At 45.4% G+C, this 20,595-nt stretch carries 18 protein-coding genes and 6 tRNA genes; 10 read left to right on the forward strand and 14 right to left on the reverse strand.

What is annotated here, in order from left to right; all coding sequences use genetic code 11:
- Positions 1-6: 6 nt before the first annotated feature.
- A complete protein-coding gene (locus ACSAZL_RS05300; RefSeq protein ID WP_440948787.1) occupies positions 7-534 on the reverse strand; it encodes a CDP-2,3-bis-(O-geranylgeranyl)-sn-glycerol synthase in 528 nt (175 codons plus the stop codon).
- A gap of 313 nt (positions 535-847) precedes the next feature.
- Between ACSAZL_RS05300 and ACSAZL_RS05305 the strand changes: the two genes are divergently transcribed.
- The 3 genes from ACSAZL_RS05305 to ACSAZL_RS05315 all read left to right on the forward strand — a co-directional run bounded on the left by ACSAZL_RS05305 (position 848) and on the right by ACSAZL_RS05315 (position 4,317).
- Entirely contained in the window at positions 848-1,867 is a 1,020-nt protein-coding gene (locus ACSAZL_RS05305) for a cytochrome c-type biogenesis CcmF C-terminal domain-containing protein (protein WP_440947678.1), read from the forward strand.
- A gap of 24 nt (positions 1,868-1,891) precedes the next feature.
- Positions 1,892-2,953, forward strand: coding sequence for a cytochrome c biogenesis protein CcsA (gene ccsA / locus ACSAZL_RS05310; RefSeq protein ID WP_440947679.1), 1,062 nt, complete (start codon positions 1,892-1,894; stop codon positions 2,951-2,953).
- A gap of 965 nt (positions 2,954-3,918) precedes the next feature.
- Positions 3,919-4,317, forward strand: a complete 399-nt coding sequence (locus tag ACSAZL_RS05315; protein ID WP_048065665.1) for a transcriptional regulator protein — start codon at positions 3,919-3,921, stop codon at positions 4,315-4,317.
- A 505-nt stretch (positions 4,318-4,822) separates the two neighbouring features.
- On the opposite strand, the gene ACSAZL_RS05320 is transcribed toward ACSAZL_RS05315, so the two are convergent.
- From ACSAZL_RS05320 to ACSAZL_RS05355, 8 genes are all read right to left on the reverse strand, one after another.
- The gene (locus tag ACSAZL_RS05320; protein WP_440947680.1) at positions 4,823-5,035 is read right to left on the reverse strand and encodes a MoaD/ThiS family protein; all 213 of its coding nucleotides are present in this window, start codon (positions 5,033-5,035) and stop codon (positions 4,823-4,825) included.
- On the reverse strand, positions 5,032-5,160 hold the full coding sequence (locus ACSAZL_RS05325; protein WP_440947681.1) for a hypothetical protein: 129 nt from the start codon (positions 5,158-5,160) through the stop codon (positions 5,032-5,034). The genes ACSAZL_RS05320 and ACSAZL_RS05325 overlap by 4 nt, the downstream gene beginning before the upstream one ends.
- Positions 5,161-5,699: 539 nt before the next feature.
- Positions 5,700-5,771: transfer RNA gene (locus ACSAZL_RS05330), tRNA-Gly, on the reverse strand.
- A 22-nt stretch (positions 5,772-5,793) separates the two neighbouring features.
- Positions 5,794-5,868 (reverse strand) — tRNA-Phe (locus ACSAZL_RS05335).
- Positions 5,869-6,014: 146 nt separating this feature from the next.
- Positions 6,015-6,088 (reverse strand) — tRNA-Val (locus ACSAZL_RS05340).
- 66 nt (positions 6,089-6,154) lie between these two features.
- Positions 6,155-6,226: transfer RNA gene (locus ACSAZL_RS05345), tRNA-Gly, on the reverse strand.
- A 22-nt stretch (positions 6,227-6,248) separates the two neighbouring features.
- Positions 6,249-6,323 (reverse strand) — tRNA-Phe (locus ACSAZL_RS05350).
- Between the two features lie 146 nt (positions 6,324-6,469).
- Positions 6,470-6,543 (reverse strand) — tRNA-Val (locus ACSAZL_RS05355).
- Between the two features lie 415 nt (positions 6,544-6,958).
- Here ACSAZL_RS05355 and ACSAZL_RS05360 point away from each other — a divergent pair.
- Positions 6,959-8,275 (forward strand): methanogenesis marker 16 metalloprotein, encoded by a 1,317-nt coding sequence (locus ACSAZL_RS05360; protein WP_440947682.1) that lies wholly within the window; start codon positions 6,959-6,961, stop codon positions 8,273-8,275.
- Positions 8,276-9,072: 797 nt separating this feature from the next.
- Here ACSAZL_RS05360 and comE read toward each other — a convergent pair.
- From comE to ACSAZL_RS05375, 3 genes are all read right to left on the reverse strand, one after another.
- Positions 9,073-10,236 carry a sulfopyruvate decarboxylase subunit beta gene (comE, locus tag ACSAZL_RS05365; RefSeq protein ID WP_440948788.1) on the reverse strand — a complete coding sequence of 388 codons (1,164 nt, stop codon included), beginning with the start codon at positions 10,234-10,236 and terminating at the stop codon, positions 9,073-9,075.
- Positions 10,237-10,397: 161 nt separating this feature from the next.
- Positions 10,398-11,648: a cysteate synthase gene (locus tag ACSAZL_RS05370; RefSeq protein WP_440947683.1), complete on the reverse strand. Its 1,251-nt coding sequence runs from the start codon at positions 11,646-11,648 to the stop codon at positions 10,398-10,400.
- Between the two features lie 325 nt (positions 11,649-11,973).
- Positions 11,974-12,438 (reverse strand): hypothetical protein, encoded by a 465-nt coding sequence (locus tag ACSAZL_RS05375; RefSeq protein WP_440947684.1) that lies wholly within the window; start codon positions 12,436-12,438, stop codon positions 11,974-11,976.
- 328 nt (positions 12,439-12,766) lie between these two features.
- On the opposite strand from ACSAZL_RS05375, the gene ACSAZL_RS05380 reads away from it, so the two are divergent.
- Complete coding sequence (locus ACSAZL_RS05380) at positions 12,767-12,976, forward strand: zinc ribbon domain-containing protein (RefSeq protein WP_440947685.1); 210 nt, start codon at positions 12,767-12,769, stop codon at positions 12,974-12,976.
- 51 nt (positions 12,977-13,027) lie between these two features.
- Complete coding sequence (locus ACSAZL_RS05385) at positions 13,028-13,282, forward strand: hypothetical protein (RefSeq protein ID WP_440947686.1); 255 nt, start codon at positions 13,028-13,030, stop codon at positions 13,280-13,282.
- 320 nt (positions 13,283-13,602) lie between these two features.
- On the opposite strand, the gene ACSAZL_RS05390 is transcribed toward ACSAZL_RS05385, so the two are convergent.
- Entirely contained in the window at positions 13,603-13,800 is a 198-nt protein-coding gene (locus tag ACSAZL_RS05390; protein WP_440947687.1) for a hypothetical protein, read from the reverse strand.
- Positions 13,801-13,991: 191 nt separating this feature from the next.
- Between ACSAZL_RS05390 and ACSAZL_RS05395 the strand changes: the two genes are divergently transcribed.
- The gene (locus ACSAZL_RS05395) at positions 13,992-14,432 is read left to right on the forward strand and encodes a hypothetical protein (RefSeq protein WP_440947688.1); all 441 of its coding nucleotides are present in this window, start codon (positions 13,992-13,994) and stop codon (positions 14,430-14,432) included.
- Positions 14,433-14,523: 91 nt separating this feature from the next.
- Here ACSAZL_RS05395 and ACSAZL_RS05400 read toward each other — a convergent pair whose 3' ends face one another.
- Positions 14,524-15,288 (reverse strand): tetratricopeptide repeat protein, encoded by a 765-nt coding sequence (locus tag ACSAZL_RS05400; protein ID WP_440947689.1) that lies wholly within the window; start codon positions 15,286-15,288, stop codon positions 14,524-14,526.
- A 463-nt stretch (positions 15,289-15,751) separates the two neighbouring features.
- On the opposite strand from ACSAZL_RS05400, the gene lonB reads away from it, so the two are divergent.
- From lonB to ACSAZL_RS05415, 3 genes are read left to right on the forward strand one after another with little or no spacing between them, the layout of a single operon-like run.
- Complete coding sequence (lonB, locus tag ACSAZL_RS05405; RefSeq protein WP_440947690.1) at positions 15,752-17,872, forward strand: ATP-dependent protease LonB; 2,121 nt, start codon at positions 15,752-15,754, stop codon at positions 17,870-17,872.
- Positions 17,873-17,874: 2 nt separating this feature from the next.
- Positions 17,875-19,215, forward strand: a complete 1,341-nt coding sequence (locus ACSAZL_RS05410) for a TldD/PmbA family protein (protein ID WP_440947691.1) — start codon at positions 17,875-17,877, stop codon at positions 19,213-19,215.
- Between the two features lies 1 nt (position 19,216).
- Positions 19,217-20,527: a TldD/PmbA family protein gene (locus ACSAZL_RS05415; protein WP_440947692.1), complete on the forward strand. Its 1,311-nt coding sequence runs from the start codon at positions 19,217-19,219 to the stop codon at positions 20,525-20,527.
- Positions 20,528-20,595 lie beyond the last annotated feature (68 nt).

Consider the following 20,595-nt stretch of genomic DNA (forward strand, 5'->3'; position numbering starts at 1 on the left):
GAATTTTTACCAGGGTTCTTTCTTGACCCCTATTATGTATCCGATTATGTTTGTCGTAAGATGGAGCAGGGGCGTCATTATGAGGACTGTAAGTATGATCCCGGTTGTGAAATTTTCCACAAACCATTCCGGGGCTGCAAGGTATGTGAAAACCCAGGCTCCAACAACGAAGTCCAGCTGGTCTACAAGAGGCAGGGACGCTCCCCTTTTCAGGCCCATCCTGCGCTTGAAAAAGCTCTTGAACATATCCCCGAACAGGGCGCCGGAGGCGAGGGCGAGAACAACAACCAGAGCGCTTGCATAGTCCGGGCCAAAGGTAGGCATTTTGATTCCCATGATCTCAAAACCCTTCATACTCAACCAGATCTCAATGCATCCTGCAAGAAACCCGCAAAATATGCCTGAAAAGAGCCCTCTGTAGGTCTTCCCGTCTCCAAGAATTCTTCTCCCGTCCTTATAAGTCCTGCCCCCGTCAATAGGCTTTCCTCCCCCGAAGACAGCTGCGAAGGGGTTGGAGAGGTAGGCCGGAAGCATCAGCCAGAATGCCTTGATTATCAGCTCGATCGTGGTATCAACTCTCACCTTTCTAATTTTTACTAGCTCTCTAATTTCTGGTTCATTCTCTCTGAGGCAGAAGTTAACTCCTTCCATATCCTTATTCTTTTTATTTTTTTGTATGACCTGCCTGGAGGGTGAGTCATATGATTATTTTCCGCTCTACTTTCCCCGCATCCTGCAACTTTTTCAGGTACTTTTAAATAATGGGCGTTTAAGTAAATATTAGTCCCTATTTAATTGTATTTATTTTATGAAGTTTTATTTTTTATTCACTTTCTCAAGGTTTTTTATGAAAAAGCTAGACGATGTTCTCACAGTTCGCAGCACCATATTTGCTACAGTCTCCGTGCTGGTGTTGCTTGCCGCTCTGATAACGATGGGGCTTTTAACCCCTTTTATCGTGAGAGTCAGTACAGGAGAAGAAATCCTGCTTGACGCTTCCTATTTCAATCTGCGGGCAGCCCTGCCTACCCTTGCCCTCGTAATACTTTTGACCCTGTGTCTCCTGCTCGGAAGTGCAGGGAAAAAGGAAGCCCTTCTGGCACTCGGGCTCGGAGTTGCAGGTTCTGCCCTTTCGGTTGTTTTTTCCCCGTTTTCAAGTCTGCCTGTTAATATCTCTTTTTCGCTCCTTGCAGTGGCGCTCTTTGCGGTTATGTACAGGCTGCTTTCTTCGAAGGAAAAGACCCTGAAAAGAACTCTCCGGAGGGCAGGCTCTCATGTCATCCATCTTGGGGTAGTCCTGCTCCTTGTTGGCATTATCTTCAGCACCAATATGAAGCTTGAAGATTCTGCTGTCGTCCCTGTGGGAGAGGTGGGCACTTTCAAGACCATGGGGTACAGCGTTCATGTTACCAACATCACGTCAGGAATCGAAGGGGCTCCTTATGGAAGCTATCCGGGCTCGTCTTACGTAAGTACCGTATATTTTGATGTGTACAGGTGGGGCCAGCCCTTTGACAGCGGACAGGTCAGGTACATAAGCGACTTTAAATGGGAACAGTCCTACACCGAGACCTATATTTACAGAGGGCTTCTGGAAGAACTCTTTATCGCCCCCAAATCCGTGGATACAAAGGCCCAGACCGTGGAACTTTATGTGAGGAAGGTACCTTTCATGACTTCTCTCTGGGGAGGGTTTTATCTGATGGTGCTGGGCATCCTGATGCTTTTCCTCTCGGATTCTCTTGCAGGGGAAAAAGGTTCCCCCGGAAACGGCCTTTCCGGAATCCTTGCTTCTGAAAAAGAGACTCAGGCAAACGGGATCAAAAATGACAGTAAAAAGAAGCACGTTAGCAAAAAAAATGTATGAGACGGGTGTGCAGATGGTGATCGTATGAATACTGGAATGGGGCTGATCTGGATAGCAGGAGCTTCCGGACTGTTTGCTTTTTTAACCTCCCTGTTTTACTTCCTCAGGCAGGACAGGAAATTTCTGGTCCTCTCCGAAAAACTGGAACTTATTGCAGGAACAGGACTGTTAATAGCGATATTCCTGCTTGCTTCTCACCTGCTTGGTGTGGATACGCAATACAGCTACGTCTTTCAGCACTCAAGCACCGACCTTGCCTGGCACTACAGGCTGTCTGCGCTCTGGGCAGGGCAGGAAGGTTCATTTTTGATCTGGACAGGTTTTATCTTCATAATGCTTGCAATAACGCGTTTTACAGGCACCGGAAAAGTTCTACGGGAGACAGAGCTCTTTTCACTTATGAGGTCGGTTTCCCTCTTTATAGCCTCGGTATTCCTGCTGCTTCTTGCGTTGAAAAACCCGTTCTCCATGTACTATTACACAGGTACGGGAGTGCCTGATGTTACAAACTGGAACCTCTTTGCGGAACCTTTCGTTGTTTCTTACGGGCAGGGCATGAACCCTCTCCTCAGGAACCCCTGGATGGCTATCCACCCTCCTCTCCTGTTCCTCGGCTATGCAGCTTTTACCCTTCCGTTCTCTGCTGCAATTGGAGGCCTTGTCCTAAAGGACAGCCGGTGGTCCGAACTTGCAACAGGCTGGATGCGCGTCTCCTGGCTCTTTCTTACCCTTGGGATCGGCTTTGGGGCTTTCTGGGCATATGAGGTGCTTGGCTGGGGAGCCTGGTACTGGACCTGGGACCCTGTCGAGACTTCTTCCCTGATTCCCTGGCTTACGGCAACGGCTTACCTGCACGCAAAGATCAGGGCTCGGCAGGGTGAGTATGGTTTCCTGCTCCCTATGCTTGCACTTGTATCCTTTATTCTGGTTATTTTCTCGACCTTTGTTACAAGAAGCGGGTTGTGGGTATCTGTGCATTCCTGGCAGGACTTTACAATGGAAGGGATGATAATTGCTTTCTTCCTGCTTGTCCTTACCGGTTCGAGTGCGGTTCTTCTTGTCAGGAAGTATTTTAGCGAGGAATAAGTTTGGCAAAGATGAGTGATGGGTGAGTTTAAGTGATGGGTGAGTTTAAGTGATGGGTGAGTTTAAGTGATGGGTGAGTTTAGATAAATTATCAATGAAATGAGTTTGGCAAAAACTACAGGCCTGGGGAAAAAGCGCTACATGGAATTTCAGAGGCGGCATGAAATTTCAGCCCTTCCCGGGTTTTATCTTTTCCGGGTTTTTAGTTTTTTTCCGTTTTTTCCGTTTTTTTCTATTTTTGCCCTGGTTGAATACTTTAAGGAGAAATCTCACGTAAATTGGGAAGAATGCCATAGATTTCTCCGGTTTTTCAGGACAATTTTTTGGTCTGCGTCGGAATCAGGATATAAACATTTCTAAATTATCCTTGACGTTTTATTGGCAGGGTATCTTTCTATAATTTCTTTGATCTGTACAATTATAATATTTTTGTTGTGATTCCTTCAGGTTTTTATCAGGATAACAGGATTATTATGCCTCTTATGTTTGATTATTTTTTTACAACTGCTAATGTCAGGTGTGGTTGAAAGTTTTTCAATTCCCTTTTAATATATACAACTTTAAATAGTATGAGTACATTATTAATTGTTGGAGATGAATAACCTTCTAATTATATACGTATACAGGTTTAATTGCTGAACCTATACGTCTCTTCCCATCAATTTAACAAAACGGTTCTCTGGTAATCGGTTATGAAAATATGTTACATTTGTTTTTGATAACCGGTTGTTGAGCTTAAAACGTAAACAATCCGCTAGATTGTGAAAAAACGCTTTTTATTTAACTCAAAGTTTTAAAACGGGACAGGGCACCATATAAATATATATGCGGTGTTAAATTTTGGAAGTTGTTGTTGGCTTTACCCGGTGTTTATGAAAGCTACCTTTCAAGGTCTGGACATAATTGCCGTGATATTCTTTAGCTGGCAGATTAAATTACAAAAATTGGAAAATGAAGGGGTTATCATGAAAGACTATGAAGTAAAAGTGCTGGACGAAAACGACCACATTTTTATTGAAACGTTAAGGAACCTCGGGATGTCAAGAAATGTTGCTACAACTATGGCATATCTTATGAATGTCGACGAAGCGTCATCTCGTGAAATTGAAATCAGTACTGGACTGAGGCAGCCCGAAGTAAGTCTTGCAATGAGGTTGATGCGAAATCAGTCCTGGGTTAATGTACGCTCTGAAAAGAAACCTGGTAAAGGACGCCCGATAAAAATCTATTCCCTTGCAGCTCCTGTTGATGAGATCATAAGCTATTATGAAGATAAGATCTACAAGGAATCTCAGGCAACGATCTCAGCAATTAAAAAACTGAAGGTTATGAGCAAAAAGGTGCCTTTAACACCAACAAAGTAAAGACCCTACAAAAGGGTTAACTCCATAATGGTTGACGGTCTTTTCCGGAACTCACCATTATGGAATCAAATCTTCTTAATTCATACCTCTAATTTTGCCTCTTTCAGGTTCTTTTTTCCTTTTGTTCTTCTCCTGTTTTTCCCTTCATTTTCCAGTTTTTGCTTTCTGGACTTCTTTGTACCTGACGTTTGTCTGGAATTTCGGCACACTAGCCGTCCAGGAATATTCTGGGATTTATATTTGAACAGGCCGGAAGTCTGAATCAGAACAGTCCTGTTAAACTATGAAAAAACCTGATGAAAAATATCTTGGTTATTGAAGAATGATAATTGTTGAGGATGACCCGTTGAGAATAAGCACTATTCATAAATACCAGATAGAAAAGTAACACACCAGATAGAAAAGTAACCTTCAAATCTATTAAAACTTCAAAAACTTTAGAATCTCTCAAAAAAGGGGGAAAATGAGTTGTAATAAAGAAGGGACCCTGCCCTTTGGGGGCAGGTCAGCCACCTGTAACAACTTTAAGGATTGTAAGCCTATCGGAATTTATAGCCCCGTCAAGGGGAACCGCATTCCCTCCGTTTAATACAAGTACCGTTTCCTGATTTATGTTCAGCTCATCAAGCAGGTCTTCGTAGGTAGCGTTCTCGGCTACTTCTACGGTCTGCTCAGAAATTTCTCCAGCTTGAATTGTTATGTGTAACCTTTTACTCACTCTAGTGTTCCACCGCCGCTTACCTGAATTTCGTCTACGATTTCCTTTATTAACTTCCGCTCCAGTTCATATTCTTTTCTGATGCCTTTCCTTTCTGCATTTCTTTTCTGGAACTTTCCCGTCATGTTCTAGTCTCCTTACGATTTTTCAGGTTTGCAACATAGTGGGTATAATCTCTCCAGGCAGACTCTGTATCTTTCAAGAATCTGTTATCTTTTAGAGACTTATATCCAATAATATAATGATTTTCTGTTTTAATTAACCTTTTGGTTAACGATCCTTTGGTTAACATTACCCTGTTTTCAGCTATTGGAAGTGCAACGCACCTTTATTTCTGATAAAATGTAGTTGTTAACATTGTAACTGATCTCGTTTGAATTGTCGACCGAATAAATTCAATGTCTCTATTTTTAAAATTAAATTTGAGAATATTATTTCATAGGCTGATTATATCACGAAAACTATTTTCATTTATACTGATGTTTCAAACAATCCAAGGTATTTGGTAATAATTATAGATTTAAAGAAATGGGTCTGATAAAGAACTCGTTGATAAGGGAAAGGTTAAATAGTAAGGAAAATGGACCGATTGATAAATCAAAAATCAATCAAAAATCAATCAAAAATCAATCAAAAATCAATCAAAAATCAATCAAAAAAGTTATACATCAGCCGGGATTCGAACCCGGGTTCGAGCGTTGGCAACGCCCGGTGATGACCGCTACACTACTGATGTTCTCTGTTTTTTTTTGCTTTTATGGTGCCCAGACCCGGATTCGAACCGGGGACAACTGCCTCTTCAGGGCAGCGCTCTCCCACTGAGCTACCTGGGCAGGCAGATCTGAATTACTGCTGAATTGCTTTTTAAGAATAGATTTTTAAAAGAGATTCCAGTATTTTTAGTTTTTTCCTCCCTGAAAGAGCTCAGGAAAGATTTTGATCGTTTTTGGGTATATCCAGTGTTATTTTAGTTTTTTAGTGGGCCCGCTGAGATTCGAACTCAGGACCTCCGCCATGTCAAGGCGACGTCATAACCGTCTAGACCACGAGCCCTCTAAGATGTGTATTTTCACTCCTTATTACAAAAAACGTGTTTGAAATAAGGTATTAAAAAAGTTATACATCAGCCGGGATTCGAACCCGGGTTCGAGCGTTGGCAACGCCCGGTGATGACCGCTACACTACTGATGTTCTCTGTTTTTTTTTGCTTTTATGGTGCCCAGACCCGGATTCGAACCGGGGACAACTGCCTCTTCAGGGCAGCGCTCTCCCACTGAGCTACCTGGGCAGGCAGATCTGAATTACTGCTGAATTGCTCTTTAAGAATAGATCTTTAAAAGAGATTCCAGTATTTTTAGTTTTTTCCTCCCTGAAAGAGCTCAGGAAAGACTTTGATCGTTTTTGGGTATATCCAGTGTTATTTTAGTTTTTTAGTGGGCCCGCTGAGATTCGAACTCAGGACCTCCGCCATGTCAAGGCGACGTCATAACCGTCTAGACCACGAGCCCTCTAAGATGTGTATTGCTTCTGTTTCTTGCACCGAAGTGCAACACCATAGTACGCATCATCATTTATATAAGTTTTGGGTGGTTTGCGTTTTCCTACTTGAATCAGCTTCCCGAAAAGCAAAAATTTTACAGGTTTCGTAAAGAATTTTTAGTTCTCCTTCAGTTTTCCGGGTTATCAACTTATAGCTCCTGCTTTCCTTCATGAATATCTCAAAATATTACCTGTCTATTCTCTGTCCTGCCTCAATTTATTGCTTCCGGATTATTGCCTCCTGGCCGTTTCCATAAGTTTTATGGTATTGACTTCGGAAAACCTGCCCTCTAAAATATAATGAACGCGCCTCTGTGAATGAATACAATACTCCTGTTGAGGGTAAATAAATAGAATGAATACAATACTTCCGCTGAGGGTAATATGAACGGAGCATCGGATAACACAGAAAAACCCCGGACAATCCCGGAAATCCAGACAAAAATCGACGCTGGAGAGGCTGTTGTCCTTACAGCTGAGGAAATCGGCGCAAAGGTCAGAGCAGGGGAAGAAATCAGGCTTGAGGATATTGATGTTGTAACTACTGCAACCCGCGGGATCATGAGCGGAACGTATGCAGTCCTCTCCTTCAAAGTTTCTGAACCCGATTCTTTTGTAAAAGCTTCTAAAGTCCTGCTGAACGGGGTGCCGGCAGTCGTCGGGCCCTGCCCGAACGAAAGGCTTGGAGTCCTGGACCTTATCGTACTCGGAACAGCTCACAGTGAAACAGATCCCCGCTACGGAGGCGGTCACCTTTTCAGGGAGATGGTGGAAGGAAAGAGCATTGCTGTGGACGTAACCACGAGTGGAGGAGACTTTTTTTCCGTTGAGACCCGTCTTTCCGAAATCCCCTTTGCGCGGCTTTATGCGACAAGGCACGCCTTCAAAAATTACCGGGCATTCGTGAACCCAGGAAAAGAGGCTATTAAAACCATTTTCCATGCCCTCCCCTTTGAAGGTGAGTTCAGGGAAATGACCTTCTGCGGCTGCGGCGAGTTAAACCCTATTCAAAATGATCCCAAACTCGAGACAATAGGAATTGGAACAAGGGTCCTGATCAATGGGGCCGAAGGGTTTGTTACGGGTCAGGGTACCCGCAGTGCTCTGGATAATCCAAACCTTACGGGTTTTGCTGACCTCCATGACATGACCCCTGAGTATATGGGAGGTTTTGCAACCTCTGCGGGTCCCGAAATTATCAACACATGGGCGGTCCCCATCCCTGTCCTTTCCCGGGAGATGCTGGAAAATATCCTTAAGCTGGACAGCCAGGTCCCGCTCAAGCTGGTAGACCTTGCAGGCAGGCTCCCTCTTTGCGAGATCACCTATGGGGATGTCTGGGATAACACCGACCTGAGTGTAAAATACAAACCCGAAAAATGTATTGACTGCAAGGTCTGCTGTGTGGCTGAGGCATGTCCTATGGGGGCAATTAGCAAAGGAGAAAATGGCGCTGTGCACCACCCTGAACTTTGCTTTAACTGCGGGCTCTGCATCTCAAGATGCAAAGGAGAAGCCTTCAGCGCAAAGCTCGGGACTGTCAGCTGTGCAGTCGAAGGCTGCCTTAGAGATATCAAAGTAACCCTACGCCAGTCAGACCGGGCAAGAGCGGTAAAAGCTGCAGAAGAACTTAAAACCCAGGTCCTTTCAGGCAAATTCAGGCTCCGGGAACCGGTGGAGAAAATAAGCTGGAGTGAATAAGGAGGCTTAGGAGAATAAACCAAAATTAACGCTTAAAAGTGGCGAGTAGAGGCGATAAAGATAAATATCGGGATTGTCCCGGCAGAGTTGCGGCTCTGCAGCCCGAGTTTCGCTTCGGGAGCACGAGGTCTGTTTCGCTGCGCTCAAGCAGACTAATTTGCAGGTTAAAATCGGAAGCTTTGCTCAAGAGGGCCAATTTTGGGTTATGGTAGTGAGCTGCGCTCAAGCGGACTACTTGATGGGCTTTTACAGTTAGTTTTGCTCAAGAGGAATAAAATTGCAGGTCTTCTGATCCGTACAACCATATTCGCCATACTATGTCGTTTCTGTCCCGCTCGACGCAGGAAAGCGGTCTTTCCCAAAAAGGCTGAAAAGAAAAAGGAGGAAAACAAGTAAATAAAAGCTTTAGAAGAAACCATAAGCCACCAACAAAAAAATTAAGAAATCACATTCTGCCTGAAAAATACTTTTTTTTCGAGTTTTTTCATTCAGGCTTCTTTTTTCTGTTTTTTGCGGGTCTCCAGACTGGCTGGCGGAGGCACTTATATGTACCTGTGAATTAAAAACTCCGGGAGAAAGGAAAGTATTTTCAATCCTGGGGCTATTTCTTTCAATATTTTTCTCTTTTAATTGCGCTGTAAGTTTTTAGGTCATTTCTTATATGGCTGACGATGGTCTCAGCCCTGTGCAGCGCAGAGAGAAAAAAGAATGATTCCTTCTTCCCGATTCCGGAATAAATACACTAATTAATACGGAACTTAAGGAACTCCATCCATTTTTTTAAGAAAACTTTCGTTTTAAAGCTTTTTTGCGTCCAGAGCTTCTTTGAAGCGTTTTGTTGCTTCTTCCGGGCTCATGGGAATATTGGGAGCGTTTGTGTTTCCGGGCTTCAGGATCACATGGATGAATGAAAGCTCTTTCATGGCTTTAAATTTCCTGAAGGCTTCTATTAACCCTTCTTTGCTGTTTACTTTGGCGGTGTTCTGAATCCCGCAGGCGTTTGCGAAGATTTCAAGGTCAATGTAGCGGAGGGCGCAGGTTTCCTGAGAGCCTGTAGAGCCGTAGGCACCGTTATCAAGGGCAATTATTATCAGGTTTTTCGGGGCTTCTTTTGCAATTTCAAGGAGGGTGTTTGGGTTCATTAACAGACTTCCGTCCCCGTCAAACGTAACAACTGTCTTTTCCGAGCGCAGGGCAAGGCCGAGCCCTATGGAAGAAACAAGCCCCATGGAGCCGAACATGTAGAAGTTGAGCTCTCTGTCCCTGCAGGCGTAAAGCTCCTTGCAGGGGACCCCGAGATTTGTTACGGTAATTTCGTCATCAAGCTCGGAGGCTATGGCACAGATTGCATCATTTCTGAGTATGACCGGCTTGAGAGTCTCGCTTTTGAGGGAAAATCTGCAGATCCTCTCCATTATTTCAGGTTTTATCGGCAATCCTGCAGCCTGCCAGGCACAGCATTCCGAAGCTTCCCACACTTTAGGAGAGACCAGAGCAATATGTGGTCTTGAATTTTCAAAGGCATCAAGAATTACATTTTCAAGAAGAGGAAGCCTTTCAGCTTCGTCAATTATTGTGTATGCAAGCCCGGCTCCTTCCAGAATGGCAGGGAGACAGATCCCCAGGGGGACCTGCGCTTCGATGCCTTCTTTATATACGCCGCGCCAGCTTGTTAGGATCGGCAAAGGGATTTTACAGATTACGTTCAGGGACTCAAGGGCGTTGATCATATTCCCGAGCCCCGTGCTCTGGATAAGCATCATGGGCTTCCCGCCTGCAAGGTAGATGCCTGCACAGATCCCCACTCCGTTTTCTTCCCTTGTCAATTTGATTTCAGGAAAATTTTCCGAGACTAGGGGAAGCAGGTTCTTGATCCTGTCACAGGGAAGCGTTGCAGCAAGGTCAATACCTGTTTTTTTCATAATTTCTATTACTTCTTCTTCCGGGTTTACCACGTACATACCTCTTGCAGTGCACATATCTTAAGCTTATTTTTCTCTTCCTTGAGCTTATTTTTTCTTCGTTGGGCTTATTTTACTTTGTTGGGCTTATTTTACTTTGTTGGGCTTATTTTTCTCTTTTTTCTTACTGTTTCAGGATTTCGATAAGAGCCCGGAAGGGCTCAAAGCTTCAGTTCCTCAAGCGGAATGTCCGGGTCCCGGACAGTAATTTCAGGTTCGATCTGGAATAGTGTGAAATCTTCCTTCAACCGCTTGAAACCTCCACCTGCAATATTCAGGAGAATGGTGTCGTCCTTTCCGACATTTCCGGCTTCCACGGCTTTTAAGAGGGAGGCAGCTGCAACTGCGGATGGGGGCAGGATGTCTATTCCTTCAAGGGACTCAAAAAGAGCTTTTGCTTCGAGGGCTTCCTCTTTAGTTACTGCATACATTATCCCGTCCGTATCGACAAGTGCGTCATAGAGCCCGCCTTTCACGGAATACGGAGGTGCCCGGTTGGTAAGCACAGTGGCGTAGGTCTCTTCGATCTGCTTCTTTGCATCTTTCATGTCAATTTCGGGAATGATCTCTCTTCTGCCCGCTTGCCATGCATTATACATGGGAACGAAGGGGAGGTTCTGGGCAAGCTGGAGCCTTGGAAGCCTGGAACCGAAACGCCCGTCATCCCTGAGGCGCAGAGAAGCTTCCCAGGCAGAGATTCCTCCAGTACCACTTCCGACAGCCTGGAAATAGTGGTCAGGCATTCTTCCTATGGTTACTGCCGCATCAAGCATTACAGTGCCCATTCCTTCTCTTCTGGCAACATTCCTGGCTCCTCCTTCAGGGACCATGCCCGGAAGTTTTGAAATTCTTCCTGCAAGGTTGATAGCATCGGTGTAATCGTTCCCCGGAGTCATGCTGATAAGGTGAATGGAATCGGTAGGTTCTTCGGGCAGCCAGAGCTTCGGGATGCCTGAGTCGGGGACCACGATATAAACATCGGTTCCCGTAAGTGCCGAAACGTGTGCAAAAGCCCTCCCTGTATTCCCTGCAGAGGCAAGGACTATGGCTTTTCCCCCGGATTCTTTGAGAAGCTGCATCGTAGGATTGGCTTCGAGTTCTTTGAAACTGCAGGTCTTGATAAGAGCCCCTTTCTCGGGCCAGTACCCGCTGAACCCTATATAGAGGTTCGAAAGCCCCAGTTCCCGCGCAAGAGCCGCGCTTTTGTACGTGATGGGTCCGGCTTCGGTAGTAAGTTCTTCCTGAACCGGAAGCCAGGAGTGAAATCTTCCTATCCCGGGTTGGTTTCTGAGCTCGAGCCTTTTTTCAAAGTATTCCGCCCGCAAGAGGGAGTCGTCATTCTCACAGGTCAACCTGTATTCCTGGTCGTATTCTCTGCCGCATTTCAGACATTTTAATATGAATCTTCCCATTGCTATCAAAGAAAATTGGGTTTCTTTTGCTAAATATATGTTCCTGAAATCCGAACTTAACTTCCTTTATGTGACATTAGTTTTAGTAACTAATCGAATAAGGACAATTGCTTGTCAAGAATGGAAGACCGTTGAAATGAAATTAAGTTAAATATAGAACGCTGAGAATGCTTAACAGGAGCAGGAGCGGGCTATAAATTATGCAGAGAAGCCGATGAAAGCATTCAGAGAAATAATCAAGAAAACCTTTAGAAGCTTGAGATTAAACTTTTTAGCTATCATTAAAAACTAGAATACTGGAGTATCTTTAGCTTGTTCCATATTTTTACGGGTCCTCATAAAAAATATCTGAAGTGCTTTTAGCGTGCTCAATATTCTTCCTTTTACCGTCGGGGTAAACAAGGGTAAGCACATCTGGCTGCATTCCTAACTCTCTCGAGTCATGGAGGTAATCTTCATCTTTTTGTCTGGAAATATCATTTACATGAATCAAAGCACTGTTTATCCCCATTCTCTGGATCTCTATGTTTTCAAAATCAAAGAAAATCTCCTCTATTTTGGGCTCAAGGTGCTTGCTCCCAAACATGAACATGTAAACCTGGGCGAAGGGACTGAGGTGGTAACTTATCTGGACATCCGCATCAGTCTTATCAAATTCAATTACCATATTGTCAAGATGAATATATTTTCCTTCCCTGAACTGATTTGTATTAATTCCGGGCGTGACTCTTGCAGCCATCAAAGCAGCCGAGATGATCAGGGCGATCGTAATTATAGCTTTTATTTTCATGTGTCTAACGCTGTATTGGTATTCTTTTCTAATATATTTATTTCCTGCACGGCTTTGATCCCGGATGGAAAAAGTCCGGTTAATATTCCTTATGTCCAGCTTAACTTTTTATCTGAGTTCATAATGAAGGTATGGAATTTATAATGATATGTAACCTTATCCAATGAAGAAATAATCATCCATAATCATCCCTCTTATTTTTGCATCCTTTTTATTTGTCCCGGATTAGCCTTTTCTATCCCAATTTCTGCAATAAGATTAAATAGTGCAAGAATAAAGCTATTTTATTCTTTTAACTATCTAAAAAACAAGAGTGAGGCTAAAAAATATGAGCAAAGATATTAATTTTGTCTGCCCAAAATGCGGAAACAACTCCTACGTTCTCGGGGAGATCCGCACAACAGGCGGTTTCATCAGCAAAGTCCTCGACGTCCAGAACAAAAAATTCACTCATATCACCTGCAAACGCTGCAAATACACCGAATTCTACCAGGCAGACAGCGGCATGCTGGGAAACATTTTCGACCTGTTCACCTGAAATCAGCGAATCAGGCCTTTTTCAGCGCCCGAGTCCCGTCTCGGGAGGACGGTGTCCTACCCGAGTTTCGCTTCGGGAGCACGATGTCCTACCCGAGTTTCGCTTCGGGAGCACGATGTCCTACCCGAGTTTCGCTTCGGGAGCACGATGTCCTACCCGAGTTTCGCTTCGGGAGCACGATGTCCTACCCGAGTTTCGCTTCGGGAGCACGATGTCCTACCCGAGTTTCGCTTCGGGAGCACGATGTCCTACCCGAGTTTCGCTTCGGGAGCACGATGTCCTTTTCGCTGCGCTCAAGAGGACTGAATTACTTATAATCTGACCCATACAACCATATTCGTCACATCAGACCGTTCTTGTCACGCTCGACGCAGGAGAGCGGCCTGTCCGTGAAAATGAAATAAAAGAAGCAGTAGTTTTCAGCTTTTTGGTGATTCAGGCTTAACATTCCATACTGAATGCGGAGAACATCCTTCAAAAAAAGTCCTGAAAAAGAGCTTATTCTTATGAAGCTAGTTATTTTCATTTTCCTGAAACCAAGTTTCAACTTGCTTCGAGCTTTTCCCTTGCGAGTCTGATTTCTTCTTTGAACTTTTTATTCCCCGGCTCTTTTTCACTCCAGTTTTTCAGGATATCAAGCGTTTTTCGAAGTTTTCTTTTGCCTCTGCTTTTTGCCCTTTTTCAGAATAGAGGGTTTCGAGGTTGTTGAGTGTGTTTCCGGCATATGTCCGGTGGAATTCGTTTTCCGGATGGAAAGCAAGCAGGTTCTGTTGCAGTACGGATTCTATTGTAACATAAGTTGTATCATAGCTTTTGTTGAGCATAGTATTGGTAGTGTATGTTATGCTTCAGCCTTGTTTCTCCTCCGTGTTCTGCTTTTCCCCAACTCCTTTATATATTATTAAAAGCTTAATTATAGATGTTCGAAGTTCTATACCTTTCTTTAATCCACATTTTCTGGACATCTTGCTGCTTATCGATATCAGAAAAGGAAATGCACGGGTAGGGGGTCAGCATGGACAGGGAAGCAGAGAAAGAAAAAAAGGGTCAAAGTTCAGACAGGGGTAACGGTAAAGCTGCTGGAAAAAGCAAATATGAAAAACTGTACGTGATACTTGTCGGTGTCTTCCTCGCAACTGTCTTTTTCTACACCTTTTACATAGGCCAGCTTCTCTGGGGCGTAGTAATAGATATCCTGATCCTGAGGCTTTACTTCCTCATGCAGCAGGAAAGGCGTTACTTCAGGGAGTGCGCCCTGAACGAAGAAGAAGCCGGAACCTCTCATGACCCCGGGATGAATCGGAGGGTCAGGCTGGCAAATGTCCTGCTCACTTTATTTGTGCTCGGGATTATCGTCTACTCATATTTTTCTTTTCAGTTCATCTGGGGGCTAGTAGTCGGGCTGATGATCCTTCTCTATATTCACATGCTACTGTATTCGGAGAAAAACCTGTAAAGCGCCCTTTAGGCACTCTTAAAGTATCCTCAAAGTACACTCTAAGCTCTTTCAAAGCCCTCGAAGTCCTTTCAGAGCCCTCGAAGTCCTTTCAAAGTCCTTCCAGTCTTTCCCCTGTTAGGATGATGGCCTCTTTGATTTTTTCGTTTTCAGGTTGCTGGGTAAGCAGGTTTTCCTGCATTTCGAGGGCTCTTTCCAGAGTTTTTTTTGCGTTTTCGGCTTCTTCCGGTCCCTGCTGCTTGAGGCTACTTCCTAACTGACTGAGCGCGACTGAGAGTTCGGCCTGGTACCCCAGGTTGTCGGGCTTTTCCTCAAAAAGTTTTTCGTAGATTTCTACGGCTTCTTTCAGGATTTTACAGGCTGTATCGGGGGAGTCGGATTCCATGAGGAGGGTGCCGTAGTTATTCAGGTTTTCTCCGGCGTAAGCGCGGAAAACAGTATTTTCAGGGTCCTTTGCAATGAGGTCCGAATAGATATTGCGGGCGGAGGAATAGGATTTGGCAGCCCTGTCCACTTCACCTCTTTTCCGGAGGAGATTTCCTGTATTGCTCAGGGTTGTGCCCATGTAATGCTGGTAATCGGTGTTTTCCGGGTCGGTTTTCAGGAGTTCGGAGCCTACTTCAAGAGCCCTCTCATAGGTCTCAAGGGCTCGATCATACTCCTTTGCCGAATAGAGGATCCCTCCGCGAGTAAAGAGAATATAGTAAAGGGCGTCCGTGGATTTCGCCTGCCTTGCAGATTTTTCGGCCTTGTCCAGGGTATCAAGGGCTTTATCCAGTTTTCCTTTCTTGATCTGGGTTACAGCACTATGAATCTGCTTCAGGAGGAGAAGATTTCTTACCTTGCTTCTGGCCATATGAGAAAAATCCCCTTTGTTTTTTTAAATAGCTGTCGATATCGATTTGCAGGCACAGGATGATTTCTTCAACACAAATTTCTTTAAAGACGATGTTTAATTATATATAGGAGATGTGGCATAGGTATGTAAAAAATCTCTAAAAACCTCTTGCAGGTTAATTTTGTAATTGATTTTCTGATCAAGTTTTCGACTCTAATGCTGCCAGCAAATAGTTATAACAAAAGGTTTCTATATACTGTATATATAGTGGTAGGTTAATTTTATATACCGCAAGTCTATATAATTAGCCGAAGTATGGATGGGGTTACAGTAACGTCAGGAGTCTGCAGGAGATTGTTATTGTAGCAGCCGTTTTTGCCCATTATTCTACCATTAAGTTTGTTATTTTTTCAAAAGCGTCAAGTATATAATCTCGATCAGATAACGTCTATCAAATAACGTTCGAATATGTGAGCTAACCATGGTGTATAATAATAGTCAGAACATAGACGGGTCTTCAGAGAATATGGACAGGCAAGCCCATGAAGCAATGGAGGAGGCTGTTCCGGAAGTAGATCCGTCTGCGGCCGACCAGACGAAGGATGAATCTGCTCATGAATCTGCTCATGAATCTGCGGATGAGTCTGCTCATGAATCTGCTCAGGTCACGGCCGAGTCTGAGTTAAGTGAAGAAATAGATGAAGATATGGACATCGGCTTCCGGTTTGAAGACACTTCGAACATTGAGGTCCCAAAACTTCTTATCGACCAGGTACTGGGACAGGAACATGCAGTGGAAGTCGTAAAGAAGGCCGCCAGTCAGAGACGGCACATCATGATGATAGGGACGCCAGGTACAGGAAAGTCCCTGCTTGCAAAGGCAATGGCAGAACTTCTTCCTAAAGAAGAGCTCAAGGATATCCTTGTATATCCTAATCTGGAGGACCTCAACAATCCCAAGATACGGGAGGTTCCCGCCGGGAAGGGTAGAGAAATTGTCATGGCTCACAAGATGGAGGCAAGAAAGAAAGCCCAGGCCAGGAACATGCTTATGATGCTCTTTGTTGTGGGTATTATCATCTATTCTTACTTTGTCGCCCAGCTGCTCTGGGGTATCATTGCAGGCATTATGATTCTCATGTTAACCCGCCAGTTCCTTCCCAAAGAGGAAATGATGATCCCGAAAATGGCGGTTTCGAATTACGACAAAGAGCACGCTCCATATATCGATGCAACCGGAGCTCACGCAGGAGCTCTGCTTGGGGATGTCAGGCATGACCCATTCCAGTCCGGAGGGCTTGAGACTCCCGCCCACGACAGGGTAGAAGCCGGAGACATCCACAAAGCCCACAAGGGTGTGCTTTTCATTGACGAAATCAATACTCTGAAGCTTGAGTCCCAGCAGAGCCTTCTGACTGCGCTTCAGGAAAAGGAGTACCCGATTACCGGGCAGTCCGAGAGAAGCTCGGGAGCTCTTGTCAAGACCGAGCCTGTGCCCTGCGACTTTATCATGGTCTCTGCAGGGAACCTGGACGCCGTGCAGAAAATGCACCCTGCGCTCAGGTCAAGAATAAAAGGTTACGGGTACGAGGTCTACATGAGAGATTCCATGGAAGACACTCCCGACAACCGGAAGAAACTGGTCCGCTTCGTTGCCCAGGAAGTTGTCAGGGACGGGCATATCCCTCACTTTGACGAAGGGGCAGTGGAAGAAGTAATCAGGGAAGCCAGAAGGCGTGCAGGCAGGAAAGGCCACCTTACCCTGAAGCTCCGCGACCTTGGCGGGCTTGTGCGTGTGGCAGGAGATATCGCCCACTCCGAAGGGGCTCCGGTCACAACTGCCGAGCATGTGCTTGCGGCAAAGAGAATCGCAAGGTCCATCGAACAGCAGCTTGCAGACAGCTACCTCGAACAGCGCAAGGAATACGAGTCCTTCCTGAGGAAAGGCTCCGCCGTGGGCAGAGTCAACGGGCTTGCAGTTATGGGTGGAGATTCGGGAATCGTGCTCCCCATTGTCTCCGAAGTTACACCCTCCCTCTCGGGAGCCGAAGGGCGAATTATTGCAACCGGTAAACTCAAAACCATTGCAAAAGAAGCAGTGCAGAATGTATCCGCAGTGATCAAAAACATGACCGGCACGGACATTTCCCGTCACGATGTCCACATCCAGTTCGTAGGGACATATGAAGGCGTAGAAGGAGACAGTGCATCGGTTTCCATAGCAACTGCCGTAATATCTGCTATTGAAAGGATCCCTGTGGACCAGACTGTTGCAATGACTGGTTCGCTTTCTGTCAGGGGAGACGTCCTGCCTGTTGGCGGGGTCACCTACAAGATAGAGGCTGCAGCCCAGGCCGGCATGAAGAAAGTCATTATACCAAAAGCCAATGAGGCAGATGTTCTTGTTGAAAGGGCATACAGGGAAAAGATCCAGATTATTCCTGTTTCCTCTATTGCGGAAGTGATGGAACACAGCCTTGTGGGCCCCAGGAAGAACACAATTATCGAAAAACTCAAAAATATTACAAAACTAAGTTTCGATATCCCGGAAGTATCACCCGCTTCCGTACAGGCTATGAATATCTTCGGGTGCAGGAACTGATCATGAATAGTATTATGCAGGACATTAAATTTTATGACTGCAGGGTGATAGAAGGCAGTTCCACTTCTGTCATTCTGGATAACGGAAAGATCGAAGAAATATCCAGAAACTTCACAAAGGGGGCCGGAGTACGAGCCCTCTGCGGGGGTTCCTGGGGCTATACGGCTGTTGAAGGGGATATAGACCTCAAACGCGGGGTCGAAGCTGCCTCAAAACTTGCTTTTTCTATGAATGCGAGCACCCCTAAAGAAGAAGTCGAACTTGCAGCCATAAGTTCTCCCGATGTAAAAGACCTTCCTGAAATCAGGATCGACCCGAGAGACGTTGCAATTGAAGAAAAAGTAGACCTTTTGAAAAGTATTGAAGAACATGCAAAGCTTGCAGGCGTTCACAGTACCAAGGTAATGTATCTCGAGTCCGAATTTAAAGTCCAGTACCGGAGTTCCGAAGGGCTGGAATGTGAATATGAACTTTTGAATGTCGGTTTTGCAGTTTCTGCGGTTGCTTCGGAAAACGGCGTCTACCAGGCAGGTAGAGAAAGCCGTTTCGGATATGGTTATGAGCTTTTTAAGAAAGAAAACGTCCTCGAGCTTGCCGGAAAAGCAGGAAAGACCGCAATTGAACTCTTGAAAGCTAAGACTCCTAAAGGCGGAGAAATGCCTGTAGTGCTTGACCAGGAACTTGCGGGAGTCTTTGCCCATGAAGCTGTAGGCCATGCTTCGGAAGCCGACCTTGTGCTTGAAGGGGATTCCATTCTTGAAAACAGGATAGGAGAACAGATTGCATCCCCGCTTGTTACGATTATCGATGACCCTACTCTTCACGAGTTCGGGTATTATCCCTTTGATGCCGAAGGTTCCGAATCAAAAAGGACCGAGATTATCAGGGACGGAATTTTTAATTCCTATCTCCACTCCAGGGAAACCGCAGCCAAACTGGGGGGTACCCCAGGAAACTGCAGGGCTCAGGGCTATTCCATGCCTGTTGTCAGGATGAGCAATACCTTCATTGACAACGGGGATTCAAAATTTGAAGAGATGCTGGAAGAAGTCAGGGACGGCATGTATCTTGTGGGGTCAAGAGGCGGGCAGGTAAATACCGGAGAAGGCATCTTCCAGTTCAATGCCGAAAAAGGGTACCTTATAAGGAACGGAGAGCTTACCGGGCTCGTAAGGGATGTCTCTCTCTCAGGCAAAACCCTTGAGATCCTTAACCATGTAACCCATGTGGGCAATGACCTGAAAATGACTGCCGGAAGATGCGGAAAAGCCGGACAGCTTGTCCCCGTATCCGATGGTTCTCCTCATATTGCAATCTCAAAAGCCCTTGTAGGAGGTGCCTGAAGTGTACGAGCTTGCAAAAAAAGCCCTGAAACTAACAGAAGAAGCAGGGGCTGAAGAAGCTGAAATTTATTACGCTGCAAACCACTCCACGGGTATCAATTTCAAAAAGGATTCCCTTGAGAACGCTAAAGACCGTTTCTCGGAAGGACTGGGAATCCGTGCTATTGTAAACGGTGCGGTGGGTTTTGCCAGCACCAACTCTGCCCGAGAACTCGAAAATGCCGTAAAGATTGCGGTCGCGGAAGCCCGGGTCCGGGAAAATGATCCGGATTGGGTAGCTCTTCCCTCTAACGGGAAGTATCCTGGGGTCTCAGGTATCTTTGACAAAAAAGTCGAGGCTCTTGAACTTGAAGAGTGCATTGGCTATGCCGTAGAACTCGTTGACGGGACAAAAGAGATGCCTGGTACGCTCCCTACTTCTGGAGGCTTTACCCGTTCAAGGAGCAGGCGTTTAATCCTGAATACAAACGGGATAGAAATTGAAGAGGAATCAACAACAGTATCAGGTTTTGTCGATGTAATCACCGTAAATGGAGATACCTCAACAGCCTACGACTTCGCTGTTTCTCGCTCCCTTGACATTGACTTTTTTTCTCTCGGAAAGAATGCTTCCGACCTTGCCCTGAAATCCAGAGGCGGAATAAAAATCGAGCCGCAGAAAACTGACGTCGTCTTCCATCCGTTTGCCTTCTCCGACATTCTCGAAGAAGCCCTTGCTCCTTCGATCGATGCTGACAACGTGCAAAAAGGAAGGTCAGGCCTGATAGACAAGGTAGGGGGAGAAATTGCTGTCCCTGAACTTTGCATTTACGATGACGGGCTGGTTGAAGCAGGCATAGAGACTGCGGCTTCGGATGATGAAGGTGTTCCTTCCCAGCATACCACGGTCATTAAAAACGGTGTGCTTGAAACCTATCTCTATGACAGCTATACTGCAGGCAAAGCAGGTGTGAAAAGCACAGGTAACGGCTCAAGGTCCTCCTATACAAGCCCTCCTTCGGTAGGGCTCAGGAACTTCGTTATCGACTACCCTCAGGAAGACATTATTGCAAATACTACCTCAGGGGTTTTCGTAAATACGATTATCGGTGCCCATACTGCAAACTCAATCTCCGGGGATTTCTCCGTAGAAGCCAGAAACGCCTTCACAATCAAGGACGGAGCCCTGGATAAACCCATAAAATCTCTCATGATTTCGGGCAACGCTTTCGAACTCATGAAGAACATTACAGGCGCAGGCTTTGACGTCAGGAAAGTCGGAGGCATAATCACGCCTTCAATCCGGGTTTCCGGCATGAGTGTAATAGGGTAATGTTAATCTCTAAAGTCACCGAGGTAAGCGTTAACCTCAAAAGTCACCGAGGTAAGCGTTAACCTCAA

The organism is Methanosarcina mangrovi (assembly GCF_052057765.1).
Taxonomy (GTDB): Archaea; Halobacteriota; Methanosarcinia; order Methanosarcinales; family Methanosarcinaceae; genus Methanosarcina.